The following is a 24,154-nucleotide window of genomic DNA, read 5'->3' on the forward strand; positions in this document are numbered from 1 at the left end:
ATATCCGACCAAATAAGTTGGATATGTTCTTGAAAAATACATGTCAAAGTATTGACAAAGTATCAATGGACATGATAATCTTACATAGAATCATATCCGAGTCATTTAGTAGGAATTATGAGGTGATGTAGTGAAACTCTCAACAAAAGGAAGATATGGACTTAGAGCCATGATTGATCTTGCCATACATTCAAAGGAAAATCAGGTGTCCATCAAAAGCATATCAGAACGTCAGGAAATATCAGAAAATTATCTGGAGAGAATCATAGCGCTTCTTAAAAAAGCAGGTTATGTTAAAAGTACAAGAGGTGCTCAAGGTGGTTACATGCTTACAAAAAAACCGGACCAGATTTCTGTAGGAAATATTTTAAGAGCCCTTGAGGGGGACTTGAATCCGGTAGATTGTTCATTGATTAATGATGAAAAAGTGTGTATGGAATCAAGTTTATGTGTAACAAAATTTGTATGGAAACGTATCAGTGACAGCATTAACGATGTAGTGGACAATATTAGTCTTCAAGATCTTGTGAATGAACAAGTTGAAATAGATAAATCTCAGTCGAGCAGATAGGAGAAAGTTATGAACAAGAAAATCTATTTAGATCATGCAGCAACAACACCTACCAAACCGGAAGTGGTGGGAGTGATGCTACCGTATTTTACTGAAAAATTTGGTAACCCATCAAGTATTTATGAATTCTCAGGGCAAAACAAGGAAGCCATTGAAGAGGCTCGAGAATCAGTAGCAAAAGCTATTGGTGCCAACGAGAGAGAGATTTTCTTCACCAGCGGCGGTACTGAATCAGACAACTGGGCAATTTTAGGTATAGCAGAAAGCTATAAGGCCAAAGGGAATCACATCATCACAACAACGATTGAACACCACGCTGTCCTTCATACCTGTGAGTACCTAGAAAAAAATGGCTATGAAGTGACATATCTGGAAGTGGATAAAGATGGATTGGTTAATCCTAATGACCTCAAAGAGGCTATAAAGGATTCGACCATATTGATAACAATTATGCTAGCCAACAATGAGGTTGGTACAATTCAACCCATAGAAGAATTAGGTGCTATTGCTAAAGCAGCAGGTGTTCTTTTTCATACAGATGCGGTACAAGCCGTTGGTCATATACCCATAGATGTAAATGCGATGCATATTGATCTGTTAAGTATAAGTGGCCACAAGTTATACGGTCCTAAAGGTGTTGGCGCCTTATATGTCAGAAAAGGTATAAAGTTAAAGTCTTATATCCACGGCGGAGGACAAGAAAAGAAACGTCGTGGAGGCACTGAAAATGTACCCGCTATTGTAGGTTTTGGAAAAGCAATCGAATTAGCGGTAACATCTATGGAAGACGAAAGCAAAAGACAGGCAGAACTTAGGGATTACTTAATCGAACAAGTACTAGAAAAAATACCTCATTGTATATTAAATGGACATAGGTCTAAGAGACTTCCCAATAATGTTAATTTTAGTTTTGAATTTATCGAAGGTGAATCCTTGCTAATCATGTTAGATATGAAAGATATATGTGCATCTAGTGGGTCGGCTTGCACTTCGGGATCGTTAGATCCTTCTCATGTATTATTGGGCATAGGCCTACCTCATGAAATCGCCCATGGCTCTTTAAGGATTAGTCTTGGTGAGCAGAATACGAAAGAAGAGATGGACTATTTGGTTGAATCTTTAATCGTCATCGTTGCAAGATTAAGGGAAATGTCACCGTTATATGAGGACTTCATAAAAAATCAAGGTAAAAATGAAAGATAGAGGTGTAATGTTATGTATACTAAAAAAGTAATGGATCATTTTCAAAACCCTAGAAATATGGGTGAAATAGATAATCCTTCAGGCGTAGGTACAGTTGGTAACGCAAAATGTGGCGATATTATGAGAATCTACTTGGATATTAAAGATGATGTGATACAGGATGTTAAGTTTAAAACTTTTGGATGTGGTGCTGCAGTAGCCACCAGCTCTATGGCAACAGAATTGGTAAAAGGAAAGACAGTTATTGAAGCTATGGAAGTGACCAATAAAGCGGTTATGGAGGCACTAGATGGTCTTCCTAGAGCTAAAGTGCATTGTTCACTTCTTGCAGAAGAAGCACTCCAAGCAGCACTGTGGGATTATGCGAAGAAAAACGGTATTGTTATAGAGGGATTAAAAGAACCTAAGCCTTTTGAAGAGCACGAAGAAGAAGAAGAAGAATTCTAGAGGAATATTATGAATACTAAAACAGTTGTAGTAGGGATGTCCGGAGGTGTGGATTCATCTGTGGCAGCCTACCTATTAAAAGAAGCAGGTTATAATGTTATCGGTGTCACCATGCAAATATGGCAAAAAGAAGAAAGAGACATTGAAGAAGAAGAAGGTGGATGTTGTGGCCTCACGGCAGTAGAAGATGCCAGAAGGGTAGCCCAGTCATTAGGTATACCCTATTATGTTATGAATTTTAAGGAAGAGTTTAACCGTGAAGTTATTGATTATTTTGTTACATCTTATAGAGAAGGCAAGACACCAAACCCCTGTATTGCTTGTAACCGAAAAGTGAAATGGGAATCTTTGTTAACACGAAGCATGAATATTGGCGCTGATTATATTGCTACAGGTCACTATGCAAAGGTAGTTAAGCTGGATAATGGCAGATACGCTTTAAAACAATCCGTAACCATAAAAAAAGACCAGACTTATGCTTTATATAACCTAACACAGGATCAGCTAAGTAAGACTTTGATGCCAGTTGGAGATTATGATAAGGATACAGTTCGGATAATAGCAGAAAAAATCAATCTAAGAATTGCCAATAAACCGGACAGTCAAGACATATGTTTTGTACCGGATGGTGACTATGGAAAATTTCTTGAAACCTACACTGGAGAGAAACCCCTAAAAGGTAACTTTGTTGATGAAAACGGTAATATTTTAGGATGCCACAAAGGCATTGTTCATTATACGATAGGTCAAAGGAAGGGGCTTGGATTAAGCCTCGGAAAACCGGGATTTGTAACAGCAATTAGACCGGATACACAGGAAGTGGTTATTGGCGATAATAAGGATACCTTTGCTTTTTCCTTACTAGCCAACCAATTGAACTTTATGCCATTTGAGAAACTGGAAGGCGAAAAGTTTTTTACAGCAAAAATCAGATACAGCCATAAACCTGCCGGTTGTCATGTTAAGATGGTTGATGATGACTTGATGGAAGTGAGATTTGAAGATGCTCAAAGAGCGATTACCCCAGGACAAGCGGTGGTTCTCTATGACGGAGAGCTTGTTGTGGGTGGAGGGACCATCATTCGAGCTCTAAATGAATGATAATAAATAAAAAACACCAATAAATCATTGATTATAAAATCAATGATTTATTGGTGTTTTTTATTGTCACAAAAGGAGCAGAAGACCTAATTAAAGCCAATTTGTTTAGGCACCCTTTTTTGGAATAGAGTATAGGATCTGAATCCAATGTCTTTGAGATGCTTTTCAACCAAATCAAAAGAGGTAGCCACATTCTCTAGTCTATGGGCATCCGATCCGATGGTAAGCAATTCTCCACCAAGCTGATGGTATCTTTTTAGAACTTCATAACTTGGATGGGGTTGATTTAATTTATAAACATAACCACTGGTATTGACCTCAAGGGCCTTGTCTTTACGAATCAAAGTGGTCAAGATTGCATCTAATACATCAGAAAAGTCAGCATAGTTATATTTTTTATAATCATCTTTGCGCCAGTACCTAATGACATAATCGAGATGACCTAAAGCATCAAAGTCATCAAAATGCTGAACATTAAAGAGGGTATCTTCGAAGATGCTGAAATAGCCTTCATTTCGAGTTATACCATCAAAATAAGTGGATTCATAAGGATCTTTACCTTTTGCTAAATGTGTGGAACTAATGATGAAATCAAAAGCATGACACCTGGCCAATTGACGTAAAGATTCATGTAAATGCCTTTCTATTCCAAACTCGATTCCTGTCAACAGATTAAAGTCATCGGTCAATCCAGTTCTTATTTTATCTATGGCTTTTATGTAGTTAAGAACATCTAGCTCACCGGATATGCCTTCGTAATTAAAATCGATATCATGATGGTCAGTAAAGGCCATGGTACTTAAGCCTTTTTTTCTAGCAGCCTCAATCATATCCGACATTGAGGCCTGACTGTCAAACGAAAAATAGGTATGGTTATGTAAATCTGAACGTATCATATAGATTCTCCTTAGTTTTGACGCCTTAACCAAATATGAATTAATTTTAACATAGAATTCGTGGCATATAAACAAAAATTAAGGGAATTCATAAATCACTTGTTTTATGCCTAAGTTACATGGTAATATAGTCTTGGTTATTTACGAGAATATAATATTTATTTTACAAAAAGATGATATTGATTATGATAACGTATCAATGGTTTTGATTTAGGAGGATATTGCAATGGACTGGGTTGGATTTCAAAACGCACTTTTTAATATTTTCGCACTATTTGGCGGATTTGGCATGTTCTTGTACGGCATGCATATCATGGCAGATGGTTTGCAAAAAACAGCCGGAAATAAAATGAAAAACCTACTTGGGGCATTGACCAATAACCGCTTCGTCGGTGTTATTGTTGGCGCACTTGTAACGGCTATTGTTCAGAGTAGTTCAGCCAGTACGGTTATGGTGATCGGATTTGTAAATGCAGGCCTAATGAATCTGGTACAGGCAACCGGTGTTATTATGGGTGCCAACATCGGTACAACCATTACTTCTTGGATTGTCTCAAGTGCGGAATGGATGGTGTTTTTCAAGCCTGAGAAGATTGCCCCATTAATTATGGGACTTGGCGCTAGTGTATTATTTTTTTCTAAAGATAAAAAAAAGAAGCAGATTGGTGAGATTCTAGTTGGTTTTTCACTGATTTTTATTGGCTTGGAGTTGATGAAGTCAGGCATAACACCTTATAGAGACTCTCAAATGTTTAAAGATGCATTCATTGTTCTTGGTAAAAATCCAATTCTAGCTGTTTTTGCCGGAGCGGTAGTGACAGCAATTATTCAAAGCAGTTCCGCATCTGTGGGTATTCTTCAGACGCTGGCGGCAACAGGCATTATTCCTTTTAGCGCAGCTATTTACATTGTTCTTGGTCAAAATATTGGAACAACCTTTACAGCAATGCTGTCTAGTATAGGTGCTAGTAAGACCGCTAAACGAGCGGCCTATGTCCATTTATTGTTTAATGTTTTTGGAACAGTTGTATTTACGGTGGGAACATATATTTATTTTAAATTCTTTGATATGACCCATGGACATACAATTATTACCATGACGCAGATTTCTATTTTCCACACATTTTTTAATGTGACCAACACAGCCATGTTATTTCCTTTTGCAACACAGTTGGCAGCAATCGCTGAGCGAATCGTTCCTGGTGTTGATCGTTTTGTGGAAGATGAAGAAGAGCTTGCTCTTAGGCACCTAGATGAAAGGATATTAGAAACCCCTACTTTTGCCGTAGAAAATGCAATCAAGGAAGTGGCACGAATGGGTGATTTAGCGGTGAGTAACACACAACTGGCAATAGAATCGTTACTTGAAAAGGATACTAAGAAGATAGCTGAAGTCCTAAGTAATGAAAAGAAAATCAATAAACTAGAAAAACTAATTACGGATTATTTGGTAAAAATCAGCAATACCGTTTTAAATGAACATCAAAATCTTGTAATAACAAATCTGTTCCATTCGGTTAATGATATAGAACGTGTTGGTGATCATGCTGAAAATATTGCCGACTTAGCTAAGTATTATGTTGAAAATGAGTTGAAATTCTCAGATGAAGCAGAAGAGGAATTCAAAGTAATTTCAAAATTGGCACTAGATACCATACGCATAGCAATTGAGGCGAGAAGAGATGACAATGCGGATTTGGTAAAAATGGTTGAATCCAACGAAGAAGAAATGGACGTTATGGAAGAACACTTAAGAGGTCAGCACATTAAAAGGCTTGGTAAAAATGTTTGTGATTCTACAACTGGCGTTGTCTTTTTAGACTCCATCAGTAATCTTGAAAGAATTACAGATCATGCATTGAATTTGGCCTATTATGTTAAAGATGAAATTATATAATAATTTGAAGCGGAGTTTTAACTAACTTTTGTCAAGTTCATTAACAGTTTCAATCAAATGAAATCAACACAGCTAAATCTCTGGTCACTATGGTCAATATGAACAAAAAAGTCAACATAACTCTTATGAGCTATATTGACTTTTTTCTTAATGGATCAATTAATTATAGGGAACTTTCTCTCTACCTTCAAATTGACTTCGATTAATCAATCGAGACAATAGTGCGCATGCTTCTGCTCGCGTTAATGCTTTCTGCGGTTCAAATCCTCTGTTTGTTCCTTTCATATATTCTTGTTCAACCGCTATAGCTATATGATTACGTAGTGCAGTTGATATTTGACTTTGATCTGAAAACTGATTTAAATAGTTCAAATTTGCTCTTGAATTTGCTAATCCTTTTGCCTTTACAATAGCTACTGCTACATCTTCACGAACGGCCACTGCATTGGGTTCGAAGCTCATAATGCCTGAACTGTTTCTATAACCCGTCAAATAGTTCTTTGACGATTCCACAACTTGATAAGCCCAGTGATTGGGTGGTACATCTGAAAATGCTGAGGTAATAGGGTTCGTCGCAGGCAATTGAAGCGACAATACAAGTATTTTAGCAAACTCAGCCCTTGATATTGTTTTGTTCGGTTGAAAGGACCCATCCGCATATCCATCTAAAATTCCAAGCTCCACCATTTCCATGATATTTTCATAAGCCCAATGGCTTGTTGGTAAATCACTGAATGCGGATGTTTGATTACTCGATGGGATACTCGGACTGCCTCCACCTGGGGCTTTCCATTCATATACATAGTACGTGCTCATGGAAACGCCACGGTAAAAAGATTGTCGCAAGACGATTTGATCACCTGTATTGCTTCCGGTAGGTGCTGTAGCTTTTATTGTTTTTCGAATTGGATTATAGCTTGTTGAATCATAAGAACCACCAATCGTCCAACTACTATTTTTATCCGTATCTACAAATCGAGTTCCAACTCCCATACCTGGTGCAATATCAACCTTTGGATAAAAGTCTGCTGAAGCAAATGCACTAAAGGTAAAAAATGAAAGAGTATTTTCCGATGCTTGAAGATTCAATGTAAGTGACACTTCTTGACCTTTATAGATAATCTCCGGGGCACCACTGAAAACTGCCGATAGTCTTACACCTTCGCCCTTAACCTTTGTTCCTTGAGAGTCACCTATATATGTTGATTTTACCGAAAAATTACTTTGGTTATATGTTACCTGATTATCATAGGATTCATGAGCATTTGCCGATTTCCATCCTTCATTATTTGGATGATCAATCACACGAACCAATACCCATGCATTTTCTACTTGTGATTCTATAGGCGTTCCCATTCCGATGCTCCCTATTATTAGAATCATCACCATTAACATTACTTGAATCGTTTTTTTCACTTGCTTCATCTCCTTAATTTTAATTGTTTTCAATGTTAACAACAACTCCTGTTTCATATAAAAACTGTTGACATACTTCTTTTAAATCATTTTCACGAACCATCTCATGATAAAAACTTACATGTTTGACATGTTCGCCTTTACCAAAACTTAAATATATTTTTTCTTTGTCCAACACAACGGATATGAGCTTGACCCCCTTATATCCCCACCTATAGCATTTATGTTCAGAAAGCACGCCGAATGTAGAAATGATGACTGCTTTTGAAGAAGTTTGTGTTGGAATGGTTAGTATTGGATTATCTGTAATCAGTTGCTTATCATGATTTTTTTGTTGATACAATATCATAGCAAAGCAAAGTATCACTAATCCTCCAAGCACAAACATAACTCCCATTGATTGTTTCCTCCTTTCTATGCTATATGTGGACATAGTATAGCCCCTTTGGCCCGATTGCACATCGGAAATAAGTATGAATTCAAGAAAAAAAGCCTCATACTAAAGTATGAAGCTTTAAAAAAGCGAATATATTAGCCATATACGGAAATTATTGCAAGTGTTGGTTAAGGCGTCAAAACTATATAGTTGAACTTTCATATACCATATATAGTTACGAATGTATCAACGTAATCTATATATGGTATATGAATTTAGTGAAACTTAGTTTTGACCCATTAACCAAGTGTTATAATGTTTTACAACTTAACTTTGACGTCCAAGCCATAGTGTGCTAATTAACTCTGCACGTGTACTAACTTCGTATTTTGAATAGATATTACCTGCATGCGTTTTTACGGTACTTTCAGTAATTGAAAGTTTTTGAGCAATCATATGATTTGTCTTTCCGGACAAAATTTGTTCCAATACTTCTTTCTCACGATTGGTCAGCATCTCGATTCCTATCGTTTCTTGAATCATTTTTGTTTGCTGAAATTCAGCCATTTGATTATAGGCTTCAAGGTACGTATGACTTTTTAACAATAAAACTAATTGTCGGTTTAGCACTGGCAATAGAAGTGTTGTAATACACAAGACGACTAAGGCGAGCACTGTGATTTCTGTTTTCGAAAATTCATGTTGATTAGCTAAAAATCCAAGAGCACCACCAACTAATACACCTAAAACATTTGCAGATAAGCCAATGCCAAAGACTTTTGAAGGGTTCGTCGTATATTCAAGCATTTCACCCAATACACTCCACCAGAACAAATCAAATACACCAAAACTTCCTAACATTAATGTATTTATAATCAAATATCCGGTTACATTGTGTTCCAAAAGGATAAAACCTACAAAAGCACTCATCAACATAATTAGAGCGATATATAGAAAAGGTGAACGTTTTGCATCAGATGGTAAATAACGCATAATAGCTAAGGCGATAATATACGGTATAGCCCAATACAGCGTTACTATATCTGGCAAATGATTAAACTGCGGATTAATGACTTGGTACATCAGCCCGGAATTAATCGTAATAATAATAACAAAGACAAATAATATTTGAAGTGGTTGTGTTACACCATATGTACTTACAGTTTTCGACGCCTCTTCGACAATGAATTGAGGTTCGCGAATCAATAAACACAAAAAAACCATTCCCCCTAATAGGCACAATAAGGAAAGGATGAGTCCCACAAATGATGACACATATAAATCCACACAATAGATAATAATCATCAATAAATTAGAACAAATCAAAATATCTGCTACTATTTTTAATCGATGCTGTTTCCAAATATACTTCTTCAAATAATAGCCCAAAGTTGTCATTAAGCATCCGCTGGAAAAACCACTGACGATAAGTCCTATTCTCCAGAAAACGGAAGGTAAGAAGAAGAATGGTAGCGTCATAAAAAAACAAATAATTATACTAATAAACCTCACCCTTTGTATAATTACTTGAGATTTTAGAAACCATCCACATGCAAATAACCCTAGAAAATGCGCCATAATTGTAGCGAAAACATATCCCGGAAAATAGATTTCAAAATGATTTAGGATACTATAAAGCACACGCCCTTCAAACAAAAAAGACAATATATATGCAAAAGGCAAAGAAAAACCGCCAACGAAAATTATGTGCTTTATCCTTGTTGTATTCTCATCCATTATTCCTGTCGGAGTATTTTTAGTTTGACTCAACATGATATAAGCACCTCACTTATTATATACTCGATACTTTACCATTTTTTCGTAGTATTTTCAAGGAATTATTTCCAGGTACTATAGGTATTCAGGGATGGTTCTTCTGATTATATTATAAATATGGTTAAAGGGTCAAAACTAAGTTTCACTAAATTCGCCTACCATATGTAGATTACGTTGATACATTCATAACTACATATGGTAGGTGAAAGTTCAACTATATAGTTTTGACGCCTTAACCAAATATATGAGTATATACTAGTTGGGGTGTGAACAATAAGGACTAACCAGAAGAAAGACGATATTTGTATGCTACCTTACTCGACGTTTACGAATTCTTGATATATAATTGTATTATACTAAAGGCACAAATTTACTAGATTTGGATAGGGAGTGTGTATATGAGAATAGCTTTTTTTGATACAAAGCCTTACGACCGTCAATCCTTTGATCAATATATTGATCAATATGATATGAAGATTAAATATTTTGAATCAAAATTAAATGAAGATACAGTGGCTTTGGCAGCGCATACAGATGTTGCGTGTGCATTTGTAAATGACACATTAAATGAATCGGTTGTTAATGCCTTAGTGGATATGGGTATAAAATTATTAGCGCTGCGATGCGCAGGCTATAACCATGTCGATTTTAAAGCGGCATACAATAGATTGCATATTGTAAGAGTTCCGGCATATTCACCTTATGCAGTAGCAGAACACGCAATTGCACTGATGTTTTCTTTGAACAGAAAAACCCATAGAGCATATGTACGAACACGAGATAATAACTTTAATATAAACGGCTTAACCGGATTTGATTTTCATGGTAAAACCGTTGGTGTTATTGGAACAGGAAAGATAGGACGCATATTTATAGATATTTGTAAGGGACTGGGCATGAAGGTGATTGCATATGATATGTATCCATCAGAGATTGAAGGTGTTGAGTTTGTCGAACTTGAAAGTCTTTATCAAGTATCGGATATTATTTCATTACATTGCCCTTTAACCAAAGAAACACATTATATGATTGATGACCATGCAATACAACAAATGAAAGAAGGCGTAATGCTTATTAATACTTCTCGAGGCGCACTTATTCAGACAGAACATCTTATTGATGGATTAAAATCAAAAAGAATCGGGTCAGCAGGATTAGACGTCTATGAAGAAGAAAGTGAATACTTTTTTGAAGACTTTTCATCTGAAAGTATTGATGATGATATTCTTGCGCGGCTTTTATCGTTTAGCAATGTACTTGTGACGTCTCATCAAGCATTTTTGACAAGAGAAGCATTAAGCAATATTGCGGAAACAACTCTAGAAAACATAAAAGCATACCAAGAAGCTAGGTTATTAGTGAACGAAGTATGTTATCAATGCCCGGAAGGTCCGTCTAAGTGCAATAAAAAAGAAACCGGTCGATGTTGGTAGTAGAATATATATCCCATGAAAACACATACAGTTCAAGGAACTTCATAGTCGATACTGGTTTGAGTTATGTTTGTTAAAAGTACAAAATTTCAACTGAAAACCTTGTAATTTATTTGTAAAATGTTATAATAAGAATGTGCTTATTTGTTAAAGCATTTTTTTACAAACAACTTGGGACGAAAAATGACAACAGGGACCCAAAAAGTCCGGGAGTTGATTATGGAAGTATACACAGCCGCTTTACAGAAAATAATTCCAAAAGAGTTAACGGTATTAAGACGTAGATACAAAGTTCTTCGAGGCATTCATCTTTTTCAACCTATTGGCAGACGCTCGTTATCATATCGTTTGCATCTGAGTGAAAAGTTAATACGTACAGATATAGAGTTTATGCGTGATGAAGGCTTTATTTCCTCATCTGGATCAGGTATGATGCTTGAAGCTATGGGTCTTCAATTGATTCATGAACTGAAGGATTTTATGGAACAGATTGAAGGTTTAACAACGATTGAAGAGCAGATTAAAGACATCCTTGAATGTGAAGAAGTTGTAATCGTATCGGGTGATGCAGACCAAGATGATGAAGCTATTTATAATATTGGTCATGCAGCAGCAAAGGTATTACTTAGAAATATCACTGACAATGATATCATTGCATTAACAGGTGGCTCAACCGTACATCGAATGATTGAAGCCATACCTTCAAACCCAATTAAAGCAAAAAATCTATATGTCGTACCTGCTAGAGGCAGCCTTGGAAATAATGTGTCATATCAAGCCAATACTTTGGTAGCCATGTTAGCTGAAAAAATTCACTCTAACTATACTTTATTAAATATTCCAGATAATCTAAGTCAAAAATCCTTAGAAAGTGTAAGGGAAGAGCCGGAGATTCAAGAAACACTTAATAAACTTGTCAAATCCAATATATTAATTTACGGAATAGGGAATGCCTGTAAAATGTCTGAACGCAGGAATCTTGGTGAAGACATTGTCGAATTACTGACGGACGGTCAAGCAACAGCTGAAGCCCTGGGTTATTACTTTAATCAACAAGGCGAAGTGATTTATGCATCTAGATCGATTGGTATAACCATGGATCAAATGACGGAATTAAAATATCCAATAGCGGTGGCCGGAGGGCATAGTAAATCTGATGCAATTTTATCAGTTAAGAAGCTATTAAGTCGTGGATGTGTTATAATGGATGAAGGCGCGGCAAATGGTGTCATAGCACTTTCAAAAAACAATGGTCAATAAGCTGTTTTACAGCTTTAGATTTATGGCTCTTTAACATAAAGGGGCACTAAGTCATAGATAAAAACAATAATATATTCTAGGAGGAAACAAAAATGACAAAAATCGCAATTAATGGTTTTGGACGTATCGGTCGTCTTGCATTTAGACAAATGTTCGATGCAGAGGGTTATGAAATCGTAGGGATCAACGACTTAACAGATGCAAAAACATTGGCTCACTTATTGAAGTATGACTCAGCACAAGGTAGATTTGGTAAAGAAGTTACAGCCACAGAAGATTCAATTATCGTAGAAGGAAAAGAAATCAAGATCTATGCTCAAAGAGATCCTAAAGAACTTCCTTGGGGTGAATTGGATGTTGACGTTGTACTTGAGTGTACTGGATTTTTTGCAGATAAAGACAAAGCTTCTGCACATATTACAGCAGGTGCTAAAAAAGTCGTTATATCAGCACCTGCTACAGGTGATTTGAAAAGCGTCGTATTTGGTGTCAATGAAAAAGTCCTTGATGGTTCAGAAACAGTAGTTTCATGTGCATCCTGTACAACAAACTGTTTGGCTCCAATGGCAGACACCTTGAACAAATTAACTAAAATTGAAAAAGGTTTTATGACAACGATTCATGCTTATACCAATGATCAAAATACATTAGATGCACCTCATGGTAAAGGTGACTTAAGAAGAGCTAGAGCAGCAGCAGCAAACATCGTTCCTAACACAACAGGAGCAGCTAAAGCAATCGGTCTTGTTATTCCTGAACTTAATGGTATTCTTGATGGCGCAGCACAACGTGTTCCAGTTATTACAGGTTCTTTAACAGAACTAGTATCTGTTGTAAATGGTGAAGTGACTGTAGATCAAGTCAATGCAGCAATGAAAGCAGCATCAAACGATTCATTCGGTTACAATGAAGAGCCAATTGTATCAACTGACGTTATCGGAATTACTTTCGGTTCATTATTTGATGCTACTCAAACAAAAGTAACACCACTTGGTAATGGTCAATCACTTGTTAAAACTGTTTCTTGGTATGACAATGAGAATTCCTACACTAGCCAAATGGTTAGAGTTATTAAATACTTAGATGAATTGAGTAAGTAACCTCAATAAGTATAACAGAATTTAATATGATCCATAAATGGGTCCGGTCTTGTAGCTTGACTATGCGGCCGGGCCCATTTTGTTTAAATTCCAATAATGGTTAAAGGGTCAAAACTAAGTTTCACTAAATTACATACCATATATTGGTTACGCTAATATATTCGTAACTATATATGGTATGTGAAAGTTCAACGATATAGTTTTGACATTTTAACCAATAATACAACTTATATTATAGCCTATATTATTAAGATATTAGAAGGGAGCAGTACATATGTTTAGTAAAAAGACAGTAGAAGATATTCAAGTAGCAGGTAAAAAGGTATTAGTAAGATGTGACTTTAATGTTCCGATTATTGATGGTGCAATAACAGATATAAACAGGCTTGAAGGTGCATTACCAACCATTAATAAGCTGATTAGTTCAGGAGCAAAGGTGATTTTGTGTTCACATCTAGGAAAACCAAAAGGTCCGGACGCAAAATATTCATTAGCACCAGTTGCGATTAAACTTTCTGAAATGCTGGGTAAAGAAGTAGTTTTTGCAGCAGATGATGAAGTAGTAGGAGCAAAAGCAAAAGCAGCCGTTGAAGCGATGAAAGACGGCGATGTTGTACTTTTAGAAAACACAAGATTTAGAGCAGAAGAATCTAAAAATGGTGAAGCTTTCTCAAAAGATCTTGCTTCTTTGGCACAGATTTTTGTAAATGATGCTTTTGGTACGGCACATAGAGCACATTGCTCTAATGTTGGTGTTACAGAATATATGGAAACCAGTGTTGTTGGTTATCTAATGCAAAAAGAAATTGACTATCTTGGTAATGCCATTGAAAGTCCAGAAAGACCTTTCATTGCTATTCTAGGTGGTGCAAAAGTTTCCGATAAAATCGACGTTATTAACAACCTTCTTGATAAAGTCAATACAATTATCATTGGTGGTGGTATGGCTTATACATTTTTAAAGGCTCTTGGAAATGACGTAGGAAGTTCACTACTTGAAGGTGATAAATTAGGATATGCCCTTAAAATGATTGATAAGGCAATGGAAAAGAATGTAAGATTCTTATTACCAATTGATCATGTTGTAGCAAAAGAATTCAAAAATGATACAGAATTCAAGACGGTTCACCGAGGTGGCATTGAAGGTGAATGGATGGGTCTAGACGTTGGTCCTGAAACTCAGACATTATATGCAGATGCAATCAAAGATGCAAAAACAGTTATATGGAATGGCCCTATGGGTGTGTTTGAATTTGAGAATTTTGCAAATGGTACAAAAGCGATTGCTCAAGCACTTGCAGACTCAGATTGTATTTCTATAATCGGTGGTGGTGACTCAGCAGCAGCTGTAAATCAACTTGGATTTGGTGATAGAATGTCTCACATATCAACAGGTGGTGGCGCTTCCTTAGAGTTTTTGGAAGGTAAAGAATTACCGGGGCTTGCAGCAGCTGACAACAAATAGATTATATAATATTATGGAGGTAGTAAAATGCGTAGAATGATTACGGCAGGAAATTGGAAAATGAATAAAACCCCAAAAGAAGCGGTGGCTTTAATTGAGGCGTTGATACCACTTGTAAAATCAGAGGATACAGATGTTGTTTTTTGTGTACCTGCAGTGGATTTGGTGGCTGCGGTTGAAGCGACTAAAGGTACAAATATTGCAATAGGTGCTCAAAATATGCATTTTGAAGACAAGGGTGCTTATACCGGTGAAATAGCAGCAAACATGTTGACTGAAATCGGTGTTAAGTATGTTGTAATTGGTCATTCAGAAAGACGTGAGTATTTTGCTGAAACCAATGAAACAGTTAATAAAAAAGTTATAAAAGCGCTAGAGTATGGTATAGTACCGATTTTATGTTGTGGAGAATACCTTGAACAAAGAGAACAAGGGGTAACTGTTGATCTTGTGAGACAACAAATCAAGGTTGGCTTACTTAATGTATCTCCAGAAGAGGCTAAAAAAGTGGTTATCGCTTATGAGCCAATTTGGGCGATTGGTACAGGTGTGACAGCTACAAGTGATCAGGCAGAAGAAGTATGTGTTGCTATTAGAAAACTGCTTGTTGAGCTTTATGGAACAGAAGTTGCCGAGGCTATGAGAATTCAATACGGTGGTTCTGTAAATGCTGGAAATGCAGCTGAATTATTCTCAAAACCAAATATTGATGGTGGTTTGGTTGGTGGTGCTAGCCTAACAAACGGATTTGGCGATATCGTAAATTTTAAATAAAGTTAAAGGGTCAAAACTAAGTTTCACTAAATTCATATACTATATATAGATTACGCTGATACATTAGTGACTATATATGGTATGTGAAAGCTCAGCGATATAGTTTTGACGCCTTAACCTAAATAATAATAAACCATAGTTAAAGTATCGAAGGGTTGCATCCGGCAACCCTTTGCAATACTTTATAAAAATCTTATTATGAGTGATTCAAACTTTTCATTGAATATGGTATAATGATAACCATAATCAGTACTTAATGCTTAAGCTTTTTCATATCATATTGTGCAAGTGCTTAAACATTAAGTAATGGTTAAAGCATTAAAACTATATAGTTAAACTTTAACCAATAAATAATAGTATATACAAAGAAAAGGAGTAATGATGATGATAAAAAAACCAACAGTATTAATGATCTTAGATGGATATGGCCTAAATGATAAAAAAGAGGGCAATGCCGTGTATATGGCAAATAAGCCAATAATGGATAAAATAAGTTCAACCTATCCTCACGTAGAGGGGAGAGCCAGTGGGCTTGATGTAGGTTTACCTGACGGTCAAATGGGCAACTCGGAAGTGGGTCATCTTAATATTGGTGCAGGTAGAGTTGTATATCAAGAACTTACAAGAATAACTAAATCCATAAAAGACGGAGATTTCTATGAAAATCCGGCATTGCTTAAGGCAGTTAACAATTGCAAGGCAAATAATAGTGATCTTCATTTGTGGGGCCTAGTATCTAATGGGGGTGTACATAGCCATAATGAACATTTGTATGCATTATTAGAGCTTGCTAAAAAAGAAGGTCTTGAAAATGTTTATGTCCATTGCTTTTTAGATGGACGAGACACACCACCGGCTTCCGGTATTGAGTTTGTTACGGAATTACAAAATAAAATGGATTTGTTAAAAGTCGGTAAGATTGCTTCTGTTCATGGGCGTTATTATGCTATGGATAGAGATAATCGATGGGACCGTGTGCAATTAGCTTATGAAGCTTTGGTTGAAGGTATAGGTCAAACAGCGAATTCGGGTATAGAAGCAGTTAAGAATTCATACGAACAAGGCAACAATGATGAATTTGTACTACCGACGGTTGTTATAGAAGATGGGAAGCCTGTGACAACGGTTAAGAATGGTGATTCTGTTATTTTCTTTAATTTCAGACCGGATCGTGCACGTGAACTGACCAGAGCTTTTTGTGATGAGAAATTTGGAGGCTTTGAAAGAAAACAGGGTTTGATGAAACTTGTGTTTACTTGTTTTACCAATTATGACATTACAATAAATAATAAAGAAGTAGCCTATGGTAAAACTTCTTTAACCAACACGCTGGGAGAATATATTTCAGGTCTGGGTAAAACCCAATTGAGACTGGCAGAAACAGAGAAATACGCTCATGTTACCTTTTTCTTTAATGGAGGTGTAGAGGTTGCTAATCCTGGAGAAGACCGAATACTTGTGCCTTCACCAAAGGTTGCGACTTATGATTTGCAACCAGAAATGAGTGCATATCAAGTTAGTGATGAGTTGGTAAAAGCAATTAAAGGTGGCAAGCATGATCTGATTATTGTTAATTTTGCAAATCCGGATATGGTCGGACATACGGGTATCGAATCGGCGGCAATTAAAGCGATTGAGACCGTTGATCAATGTGTTGGAGCTGCTTATGAAGCCTTACTTGAAGTGAATGGTGTTATGTTCATATGTGCGGATCATGGAAATTCTGAACAACTTATTGATTATACGACCCATCAGCCCTTTACGGCACATACAGTTAATCCCGTACCATTTATATTAGTAAACGGAGATCCTGGCGTGACTTTAAGAGAAGGTCAACTGGCAGATATTGCACCAACCTTATTAGACTTAATGGGTATTAATATACCTGATGAGATGACCGGTACCTCTTTACTAGTAAAACCTTAAATAAAAGCATATTATGGTTAAAGGTCAAAACTAAGTTTCACTAAATTCACATACAATATATAGATTGTGTTGATGCATTCATAACTACACATTGTATGTGAATGTTCAACTATATAATTTTGACACCTTAACCATATTATTACAAAAATATATTCAGTTTATTAAGATGGTAGTTCTCATTTGACCTATCATCTTTTCCTATGTTATGAAAAGGCGTCGAAAGAATATAAAGTACTTTCTTAAAGATTTATATGTGCTAGGGTTGACAAAAAACAGTTATTCAAGTAAAATTACTTTGAAAATCAAAGTAATTTTGATAGGAGATTAAACATGATAGTTGAACCGAAAGTCAGAGGCTTTATATGTACCACAGCTCACCCGGTAGGATGTGCAGCAAGTGTCAATCATCAAATAGCTTATGTAAGAAATCAAGGCAATTTAGATGGCCCTAAGAATGTACTGGTTATAGGTGCATCAACCGGTTATGGTTTGGCAACAAGAATCGTGTCCATGGCGGGCAGTAGTGCAAATACGCTTGGCGTATTTTATGAAAGAGAATCCAATGGAAAAAGGACTGCTACGGCGGGTTGGTATAATACGGCAGCTTTTGAAGTAGCGGCATCCAAAGCCGGATTATATGCGTCGAGCATAAATGGGGATGCCTTTTCACATGAAATTAAAGATCAGACGATTGAAAAAATCAAAAATGAAATGGATAAAATAGATCTTGTAGTTTATTCATTAGCTGCACCAAGAAGGATTGATCCGGATACAGGCGAGAAGTATGGGTCTGTGTTAAAACCCATCGGAAAATCTTATACAAATAAATCTATTGATGTCATGCAAGGTCAGATAACAGAAGCCACCATTGAGCCAGCAAGTAAAGAAGAAATCGAAAATACGATAAAAGTTATGGGTGGCGAAGACTGGGAACTATGGATTAAGAAGCTAATGGATGCAGATGTGTTGGCCGAAGGTGTAAAAACGATTGCCTATTCTTATATAGGACCGGACATTACTTTACCAATGTATCGTGAAGGTACTATTGGTAAGGCAAAGGAACATCTAGAACAAACTGCAAAGGAGCTTACTGAATTACTAAAAGATCTTAATGGTGTTGCATTTGTGACGGTTGCTAAGGCGTTGGTGACTCAAGCCAGTGCGGCGATTCCTATCGTACCGCTCTATATTGGTGCATTATACAAGGTTATGAAGGCAAAAGGTACCCATGAAGGGTGTATTGAACAGATTTATAGATTATTTAGAGACTTTTTATACGCCAAAGAGTTTAAGACAGATGAAGAAGGGCGTATTCGTACAGATGATTATGAAATGGAAGCAGATGTACAGCATGACGCGATTGCTCTATTTGATCAAGTGACCACAGATACTTTGCAGCAAGTGCTGGATATTCAGTCTTATCAAGATGAGTTTTTTAAGCTTTTTGGATTTGGATTTGATGAAGTGGATTATGGGCAAGATGTTGAGGTTAAGGTGGATATACCGAGCATTGAGTTATAAGGGGTATACATAAAGATCCTATGAAAACCCTTCCACTGTATGTATGACTAGGGCCTCCGATTGGTGCGTCCTGCACCAAAAATCGGCGGACGGCTCCTACTGTCTTGCAAATTTCATAAGAAAGTATTCATTTAGGTGTCGTGTCTCGAAGATTGACATGATGCATGAAGTTACTTTCTTATGAGCCTGTTCATACACACAGTTCCAGGAACTTCATAGTCGATGTTGGTAAAATATGGAACTTATTTAAATGATTATTATGAATAACGAGGCTATTAATAGCAGTAAGTATTTATTCTCGCAGATTTTCTAAGGAGAAAGACTGGGAGAAGAATACTTACTGTTTTTGCATATAGATAGATTGTAACAATATGTCTAGTTAAAAAAGACTATAGTTGATGAAAATCATTCTCATAAAACAGTTTTCAATCTTGTACGATTATAGTATAATGAAATAGGAAGCTGGACAACTCGATTGGGTATGGTCCTAAATAATTATATATATGAAAGGAGTCATATTATGAAACTGTATTATGAGATTACGGATATATTTGCAAGAGAGGTATTGGATTCAAGAGCGAATCCTACTATCGAGGTCGAAGTTGTTGTGGATGATCAATATGTGGGGCGTGCTATAGTACCATCGGGTGCATCGACGGGTGCATTTGAGGCTGTCGAACTTAGAGATGGCGGCGATCGATATATGGGTAAAGGAGTTCAAGATGCGGTTGATAATGTTAATGATATTATTGCAGATGAACTGATGGGTATGAATGTTATTGATCAGCGTTTGTTGGATGAAACGATGATTGCTCTTGACGGAACGGATAACAAATCAAAGCTGGGTGCGAATGCGATTCTAGGTGTGTCTATGGCAGCTGCAAGAGCGGCAGCTGAAGCACTTGGGTTACCGCTGTATCAATATTTAGGTGGCTTTAATGCACATACTTTACCTGTACCCATGATGAATATTATTAATGGTGGTGAGCATGCGGATAATACTATAGATTTTCAAGAGTTTATGATTATGCCGGTTGGAGCAGATTCTTTTAGAGAAGGTCTTCGTATTTGTTCTGAGATTTACCATAACCTTAAAAAAGTCTTGAATTCAAAAGGCTTATCAACGGGTGTAGGCGATGAAGGTGGTTTTGCACCTAACTTGTCTTCTGTTGAAGAAGGCATTGAGATTATTATTGAAGCAATAGAAAAAGCAGGCTACAAACCAGGTGCTGATGTAGGTATTGCAATGGATACAGCATCAAGTGAGCTTTATGATGCTAAAACAGGTAAATATCACTTCCCAGGCGAAAGTAAAGTAAAAGGTCATGAAGTTATTCGTACTTCTGATGAACTGGTAGCTTTGTTTTCTGAACTTGTTGATAAATATCCAATTCTTTCAATTGAAGATGGTCTTGATGAAGAAGATTGGGAAGGTTGGAAAAAACTAACAGATGCTATTGGAGACAAAGTTCAACTTGTAGGCGACGATCTTTTTGTTACCAATACCACCAGATTATCAAAAGGTATCAAAATGGGTGTGAGTAATTCCATACTCATTAAAGTGAATCAGATTGGTACACTTACTGAGACCCTTGACGCCATTGCAATGGCTAATAAGGCTGGTTTTACAGCTGTTGTTTCTCATCGTTCAGGAGAAACAGAAGATACGACCATTGCAGATTTAGTTGTAGCTATGAATGCAGGGCAGATTAAGACTGGCGCGCCATGTCGATCTGACCGTGTAGCGAAGTACAATCAGTTACTACGTATTGAAGAAGAACTTGGAGAGGTTGCCTATTATCCGGGACATGATGCATTTTAGTAGATGATTATATGAAGGGTTATCGGTTAGGCAATCGGTAACCCTTTTATTCTTAGGCCTTTATTGTTAGTGCCATAATTACAAAAAAGCATTGCAACAATTTGGGGTTTATGATAGTATGTTAATGTTGACTAGGAGGTGTAATTATGGCAGCATTATTAGTTTTGGTTAAAGTATTATATTTTGTGTTATGTATCGCATTGATTACCGTTGTATTGTTTCAAAAAGGTAAGACTGCAGGACTATCAGGTGCAATTGGTGGCGCTGGAGAATCATACTGGGGAAAAAATAAAGCGCGTACAATGGATGGTAAATTACAGAAAGCAACCGTTGCTTTGGCAGTAGGTTTTATTGTCTTCGCATTGTTGATTTCATATGTTGAAAAGTTTGTATAAAATGTGCTCATACGCAAAAGTAGAATGAAGTATATAGAAAACACCAGATCACTGGTGTTTTTTTAATATACTTTTTCAATATACTATCTGTAGTTATTATTAATGGATTCCATGAAAACCCCTCCACAGTCACTATCTTACTTGTATTTTTTTAGTACTATTTTGACGGTTCGGAAAGTGGTATAATAAAAAAAACAAGGGAGGTATGGCATGTCAAATCCTATTAAGCTTTCAAAAAAAGAAAAGAGTTGGATTTTGTATGATTGTGGTAACTCAGCGTACTCAATGGCTATAACAACAGCACTTTTTCCTGTTTATTTTGGTATGTTTAAAGGTGGAAGTAATATGGATATTGGTTACTTCAACTCCATTGCCAGTATTTTGGTCGCTCTTATTAGTCCCATACTTGGAACTATTGCAGATTATAAGGATGTCAAAAAACGTTTTTTTGCTTTTTTTGCCTTATTAGGCATTATATTCACAGGCGCAATTGCAGTGGTACCAGACGGTCAGTGGCAATTGTTAATCGGTATATATATTGTGACAGCAATTGGGTTTTCAGGCGCCAATATTTTCTATGATGCTTTTCTGGTAGATGTATCTATAGATGCCAATATGGATTCTGTATCAACAAAAGGCTTTGCTTATGGTTATATTGCTTCTGTTGTGCCCTTTACCATATCACTTGTGGTTGTATTCTTTATTGGTTTGGATCAGATGTTAGGCTACCAACTAGGCTTTGTTATTACCGCTCTGTGGTGGGGGTTGTTTACCATTCCTATGCTTAGGCATGTTCAACAAGTGCATTATGTTGAAAGAGAACCGAATCCAATTAAGAACAGTTTTATTCGATTGGGACGTACATTTATCAATATAAGAAGACATAAAACGGTATTTGCTTTCTTAATTGCTTATTTTCTTTATATTGATGGCGTGGATACAATTATCAAGATGGCAGTACCTTATGCCACAGGTTCTCTCGGACTGGATGCGACAGATGTTTTTATGCTCCTTGGTATTTTGTTGGTAATCCAATTAATCGCCTTTCCATGTGCTTTGTTGTATGGTGTTTTTGCAAAAAAATATTCGACTAAAAAAATGATTATTGTTGCGATTTTAACCTATATCATAACAACAATCTTTGCCTTTATGATGACGCAATTATGGCATGTATTTATATTGGGCGCGCTTATTGGCTCTGCGCAAGGTGGCATACAGGCACTCAGCCGTTCCTATTTTGCTAAAATTATACCAAAGAACAATTCTAATGAGTTTTTCGGTTTTTATAATGTGTTTGGTAAGTTTGCTGCTATTATAGGACCGACATTGATGGCAATGGTTGCTACAATCACTGGTGAGGCTAGATATAGTATTTTAGCCATTATACCTTTGTTTGTTCTAGGTCTTATACTTTTCATATTCTTACCTTCTCAAGAAAGTGCAACTTAAAGTTTAATGTAGAATATGCTTGATTAAAAAGTCATTATATGCTAAAATACGCCTAGTAAAGACAAATGTGTTCCTTAGAAACACACACTAAAAAAGAGGTGCTAAATAATGAAAAATTTAAATGTTGGTATAGTCGGTGCGACTGGCATGGTTGGTCAAAGATTTATAACGTTACTTGAAGACCATCCTTGGTTTAATATTGTGGTGTTAGCAGCAAGTCCAAGGTCGGCCGGAAAAAAATATAAAGAAGTTATGGGTGATAGATGGGCGATGAGTCATCCAATTCCTAAAGCTATTGGTGAAATGATCATTGAAGATGCCGGCGCTGTGAATAAAATTGCCTCCATGGTTGATTTTATCTTTTGTGCAGTAGATATGGAAAAGCAAGCGATTAAGGAACTTGAAGAAGCCTATGCTAAGGCAGAAGTACCAGTTGTTTCTAATAACTCAGCCCATAGGACAACACCGGATGTACCCATGGTTATACCTGAAATCAATCCGGAACACTTAGAAGTGATTGCAGCACAAAGAAAAAGACTGGGTGTATCTAGAGGCTTTATTGCGGTTAAACCAAACTGTTCCATACAAAGTTATGTGCCTGTTTTTCAGGCCCTAATGGATTATAAGCCAAATGAAGCGGTAATTTGTACCTATCAAGCCATATCGGGAGCAGGAAAAACTTTCGAATCATGGCCTGAAATGGTTGATAATGTGATTCCTTATATTGGTGGAGAAGAAGAAAAAAGTGAGCAGGAACCTTTGAAAATATGGGGTAAGGTGAAGGACGGTATTATTGTAAATGCTACTTCCCCGGTTATATCAGCTCAGTGCATTCGTGTAGCTGCATTAGATGGGCATATGGCGGCGGTTTCAGTTAAGTTTGATAAAAAGCCTACTATGGAGGAAATGATACAAAAGCTAGATTGCTATGAAGGAAGACCACAATTGCTAAAATTACCAAGTGCACCAAAACAATTTATTAAGTATATGATAGAAGATAATAGACCTCAAACACGCCTGGATCGAGATTTTGAAAATGGCATGGGTATTTGTGTGGGGCGTATGCGAGAAGACCATATCTATGACTACAAATTTGTAGCCTTGTCCCATAATACAGTACGAGGTGCAGCTGGCGGAGCGGTCTTGATAGCAGAACTTCTTGCTGCGGATGCCTATATTACAAAAAAATAAATGGACAGACGGTTATCTTGACAGCTAAAATGCACAAGCTTATAATTCATATAAAGATTAAAGAATCACAACTCAGTTTTGCAAAATTCATATAAATTGTATGTGAAAGTTCAGCTATTTAGTTTTGACGCCTTA

General features: G+C 36.6%; 20 protein-coding genes. 16 read left to right on the forward strand and 4 right to left on the reverse strand.

Features of this window, described 5'->3' with window-relative positions; translation table 11 throughout:
• The first annotated feature begins 130 nt into the window (after positions 1 to 130).
• Genes AC6F8J_RS09440 through mnmA form a run of 4 tightly spaced genes read left to right on the forward strand, consistent with a single transcriptional unit; the run spans position 131 to position 3,322 of the window.
• Complete coding sequence (locus AC6F8J_RS09440) at positions 131 to 571, forward strand: Rrf2 family transcriptional regulator (RefSeq protein WP_500722844.1); 441 nt, start codon at positions 131 to 133, stop codon at positions 569 to 571.
• Positions 572 to 580: 9 nt separating this feature from the next.
• Positions 581 to 1,774 carry a cysteine desulfurase NifS gene (gene nifS, locus AC6F8J_RS09445; RefSeq protein ID WP_500722846.1) on the forward strand — a complete coding sequence of 398 codons (1,194 nt, stop codon included), beginning with the start codon at positions 581 to 583 and terminating at the stop codon, positions 1,772 to 1,774.
• Positions 1,775 to 1,786: 12 nt separating this feature from the next.
• A complete protein-coding gene (nifU, locus tag AC6F8J_RS09450) occupies positions 1,787 to 2,221 on the forward strand; it encodes a Fe-S cluster assembly scaffold protein NifU (RefSeq protein WP_500722847.1) in 435 nt (144 codons plus the stop codon).
• A gap of 9 nt (positions 2,222 to 2,230) precedes the next feature.
• The gene (gene mnmA / locus AC6F8J_RS09455; protein WP_500722849.1) at positions 2,231 to 3,322 is read left to right on the forward strand and encodes a tRNA 2-thiouridine(34) synthase MnmA; all 1,092 of its coding nucleotides are present in this window, start codon (positions 2,231 to 2,233) and stop codon (positions 3,320 to 3,322) included.
• An 86-nt stretch (positions 3,323 to 3,408) separates the two neighbouring features.
• Here mnmA and AC6F8J_RS09460 read toward each other — a convergent pair whose 3' ends face one another.
• Positions 3,409 to 4,218 carry a histidinol-phosphatase HisJ family protein gene (locus tag AC6F8J_RS09460; RefSeq protein WP_500722851.1) on the reverse strand — a complete coding sequence of 270 codons (810 nt, stop codon included), beginning with the start codon at positions 4,216 to 4,218 and terminating at the stop codon, positions 3,409 to 3,411.
• Positions 4,219 to 4,444: 226 nt separating this feature from the next.
• On the opposite strand from AC6F8J_RS09460, the gene AC6F8J_RS09465 reads away from it, so the two are divergent.
• A complete protein-coding gene (locus AC6F8J_RS09465) occupies positions 4,445 to 6,115 on the forward strand; it encodes a Na/Pi symporter (RefSeq protein ID WP_500722853.1) in 1,671 nt (556 codons plus the stop codon).
• A gap of 159 nt (positions 6,116 to 6,274) precedes the next feature.
• Here the strand turns inward: AC6F8J_RS09465 and AC6F8J_RS09470 are convergent, their stop codons facing one another.
• From AC6F8J_RS09470 to AC6F8J_RS09480, 3 genes are all read right to left on the reverse strand, one after another.
• Positions 6,275 to 7,531, reverse strand: a complete 1,257-nt coding sequence (locus AC6F8J_RS09470; RefSeq protein ID WP_500722854.1) for an S-layer homology domain-containing protein — start codon at positions 7,529 to 7,531, stop codon at positions 6,275 to 6,277.
• Between the two features lie 19 nt (positions 7,532 to 7,550).
• Positions 7,551 to 7,928: a hypothetical protein gene (locus AC6F8J_RS09475; RefSeq protein ID WP_500722856.1), complete on the reverse strand. Its 378-nt coding sequence runs from the start codon at positions 7,926 to 7,928 to the stop codon at positions 7,551 to 7,553.
• A 306-nt stretch (positions 7,929 to 8,234) separates the two neighbouring features.
• Positions 8,235 to 9,680, reverse strand: a complete 1,446-nt coding sequence (locus tag AC6F8J_RS09480) for a LuxR C-terminal-related transcriptional regulator (RefSeq protein WP_500722857.1) — start codon at positions 9,678 to 9,680, stop codon at positions 8,235 to 8,237.
• 401 nt (positions 9,681 to 10,081) lie between these two features.
• Here AC6F8J_RS09480 and AC6F8J_RS09485 point away from each other — a divergent pair, with 401 nt between their 5' ends.
• From AC6F8J_RS09485 to asd, 11 genes are all read left to right on the forward strand, one after another.
• A complete protein-coding gene (locus tag AC6F8J_RS09485) occupies positions 10,082 to 11,116 on the forward strand; it encodes an NAD(P)-dependent oxidoreductase (protein WP_500722858.1) in 1,035 nt (344 codons plus the stop codon).
• Positions 11,117 to 11,335: 219 nt separating this feature from the next.
• Positions 11,336 to 12,376, forward strand: coding sequence for a sugar-binding domain-containing protein (locus tag AC6F8J_RS09490; protein ID WP_500722860.1), 1,041 nt, complete (start codon positions 11,336 to 11,338; stop codon positions 12,374 to 12,376).
• 92 nt (positions 12,377 to 12,468) lie between these two features.
• Positions 12,469 to 13,476 carry a type I glyceraldehyde-3-phosphate dehydrogenase gene (gene gap / locus AC6F8J_RS09495; protein ID WP_500722862.1) on the forward strand — a complete coding sequence of 336 codons (1,008 nt, stop codon included), beginning with the start codon at positions 12,469 to 12,471 and terminating at the stop codon, positions 13,474 to 13,476.
• Positions 13,477 to 13,750: 274 nt separating this feature from the next.
• On the forward strand, positions 13,751 to 14,941 hold the full coding sequence (locus AC6F8J_RS09500) for a phosphoglycerate kinase (protein WP_500722864.1): 1,191 nt from the start codon (positions 13,751 to 13,753) through the stop codon (positions 14,939 to 14,941).
• Positions 14,942 to 14,968: 27 nt separating this feature from the next.
• Positions 14,969 to 15,715, forward strand: a complete 747-nt coding sequence (gene tpiA, locus AC6F8J_RS09505) for a triose-phosphate isomerase (RefSeq protein ID WP_500722866.1) — start codon at positions 14,969 to 14,971, stop codon at positions 15,713 to 15,715.
• A 384-nt stretch (positions 15,716 to 16,099) separates the two neighbouring features.
• Complete coding sequence (gpmI, locus tag AC6F8J_RS09510) at positions 16,100 to 17,641, forward strand: 2,3-bisphosphoglycerate-independent phosphoglycerate mutase (protein ID WP_500722868.1); 1,542 nt, start codon at positions 16,100 to 16,102, stop codon at positions 17,639 to 17,641.
• 330 nt (positions 17,642 to 17,971) lie between these two features.
• Positions 17,972 to 19,162 carry an enoyl-ACP reductase FabV gene (gene fabV, locus AC6F8J_RS09515; protein WP_500722870.1) on the forward strand — a complete coding sequence of 397 codons (1,191 nt, stop codon included), beginning with the start codon at positions 17,972 to 17,974 and terminating at the stop codon, positions 19,160 to 19,162.
• A gap of 520 nt (positions 19,163 to 19,682) precedes the next feature.
• Positions 19,683 to 20,984, forward strand: coding sequence for a phosphopyruvate hydratase (gene eno / locus AC6F8J_RS09520; protein WP_500722872.1), 1,302 nt, complete (start codon positions 19,683 to 19,685; stop codon positions 20,982 to 20,984).
• Positions 20,985 to 21,130: 146 nt separating this feature from the next.
• Complete coding sequence (secG, locus tag AC6F8J_RS09525) at positions 21,131 to 21,379, forward strand: preprotein translocase subunit SecG (RefSeq protein WP_125138100.1); 249 nt, start codon at positions 21,131 to 21,133, stop codon at positions 21,377 to 21,379.
• A 210-nt stretch (positions 21,380 to 21,589) separates the two neighbouring features.
• Complete coding sequence (locus AC6F8J_RS09530) at positions 21,590 to 22,828, forward strand: MFS transporter (RefSeq protein WP_500722873.1); 1,239 nt, start codon at positions 21,590 to 21,592, stop codon at positions 22,826 to 22,828.
• A 105-nt stretch (positions 22,829 to 22,933) separates the two neighbouring features.
• Positions 22,934 to 24,019 carry an aspartate-semialdehyde dehydrogenase gene (asd, locus tag AC6F8J_RS09535; RefSeq protein WP_500722914.1) on the forward strand — a complete coding sequence of 362 codons (1,086 nt, stop codon included), beginning with the start codon at positions 22,934 to 22,936 and terminating at the stop codon, positions 24,017 to 24,019.
• The last annotated feature ends 135 nt before the right edge of the window (positions 24,020 to 24,154 follow it).

The sequence above is a fragment of the Petrocella sp. genome (assembly GCF_059865615.1).

Excerpts from the sequence above, each read along its gene's own strand:
- nifS (WP_500722846.1), top strand. The coding sequence starts at position 581 with ATGAACAAGAAAATCTATTTAGATCATGCAGCAACAACACCTACCAAA.
- nifU (WP_500722847.1), top strand. The coding sequence starts at position 1,787 with ATGTATACTAAAAAAGTAATGGATCATTTTCAAAACCCTAGAAATATG.
- mnmA (WP_500722849.1), top strand. The coding sequence starts at position 2,231 with ATGAATACTAAAACAGTTGTAGTAGGGATGTCCGGAGGTGTGGATTCA.
- AC6F8J_RS09460 (WP_500722851.1), bottom strand. The coding sequence starts at position 4,218 with ATGATACGTTCAGATTTACATAACCATACCTATTTTTCGTTTGACAGT.
- AC6F8J_RS09465 (WP_500722853.1), top strand. The coding sequence starts at position 4,445 with ATGGACTGGGTTGGATTTCAAAACGCACTTTTTAATATTTTCGCACTA.
- AC6F8J_RS09475 (WP_500722856.1), bottom strand. The coding sequence starts at position 7,928 with ATGGGAGTTATGTTTGTGCTTGGAGGATTAGTGATACTTTGCTTTGCT.
- AC6F8J_RS09480 (WP_500722857.1), bottom strand. The coding sequence starts at position 9,680 with ATGTTGAGTCAAACTAAAAATACTCCGACAGGAATAATGGATGAGAAT.
- AC6F8J_RS09485 (WP_500722858.1), top strand. The coding sequence starts at position 10,082 with ATGAGAATAGCTTTTTTTGATACAAAGCCTTACGACCGTCAATCCTTT.
- AC6F8J_RS09490 (WP_500722860.1), top strand. The coding sequence starts at position 11,336 with ATGGAAGTATACACAGCCGCTTTACAGAAAATAATTCCAAAAGAGTTA.
- gap (WP_500722862.1), top strand. The coding sequence starts at position 12,469 with ATGACAAAAATCGCAATTAATGGTTTTGGACGTATCGGTCGTCTTGCA.
- AC6F8J_RS09500 (WP_500722864.1), top strand. The coding sequence starts at position 13,751 with ATGTTTAGTAAAAAGACAGTAGAAGATATTCAAGTAGCAGGTAAAAAG.
- tpiA (WP_500722866.1), top strand. The coding sequence starts at position 14,969 with ATGCGTAGAATGATTACGGCAGGAAATTGGAAAATGAATAAAACCCCA.
- gpmI (WP_500722868.1), top strand. The coding sequence starts at position 16,100 with ATGATAAAAAAACCAACAGTATTAATGATCTTAGATGGATATGGCCTA.
- fabV (WP_500722870.1), top strand. The coding sequence starts at position 17,972 with ATGATAGTTGAACCGAAAGTCAGAGGCTTTATATGTACCACAGCTCAC.
- eno (WP_500722872.1), top strand. The coding sequence starts at position 19,683 with ATGAAACTGTATTATGAGATTACGGATATATTTGCAAGAGAGGTATTG.
- secG (WP_125138100.1), top strand. The coding sequence starts at position 21,131 with ATGGCAGCATTATTAGTTTTGGTTAAAGTATTATATTTTGTGTTATGT.
- AC6F8J_RS09530 (WP_500722873.1), top strand. The coding sequence starts at position 21,590 with ATGTCAAATCCTATTAAGCTTTCAAAAAAAGAAAAGAGTTGGATTTTG.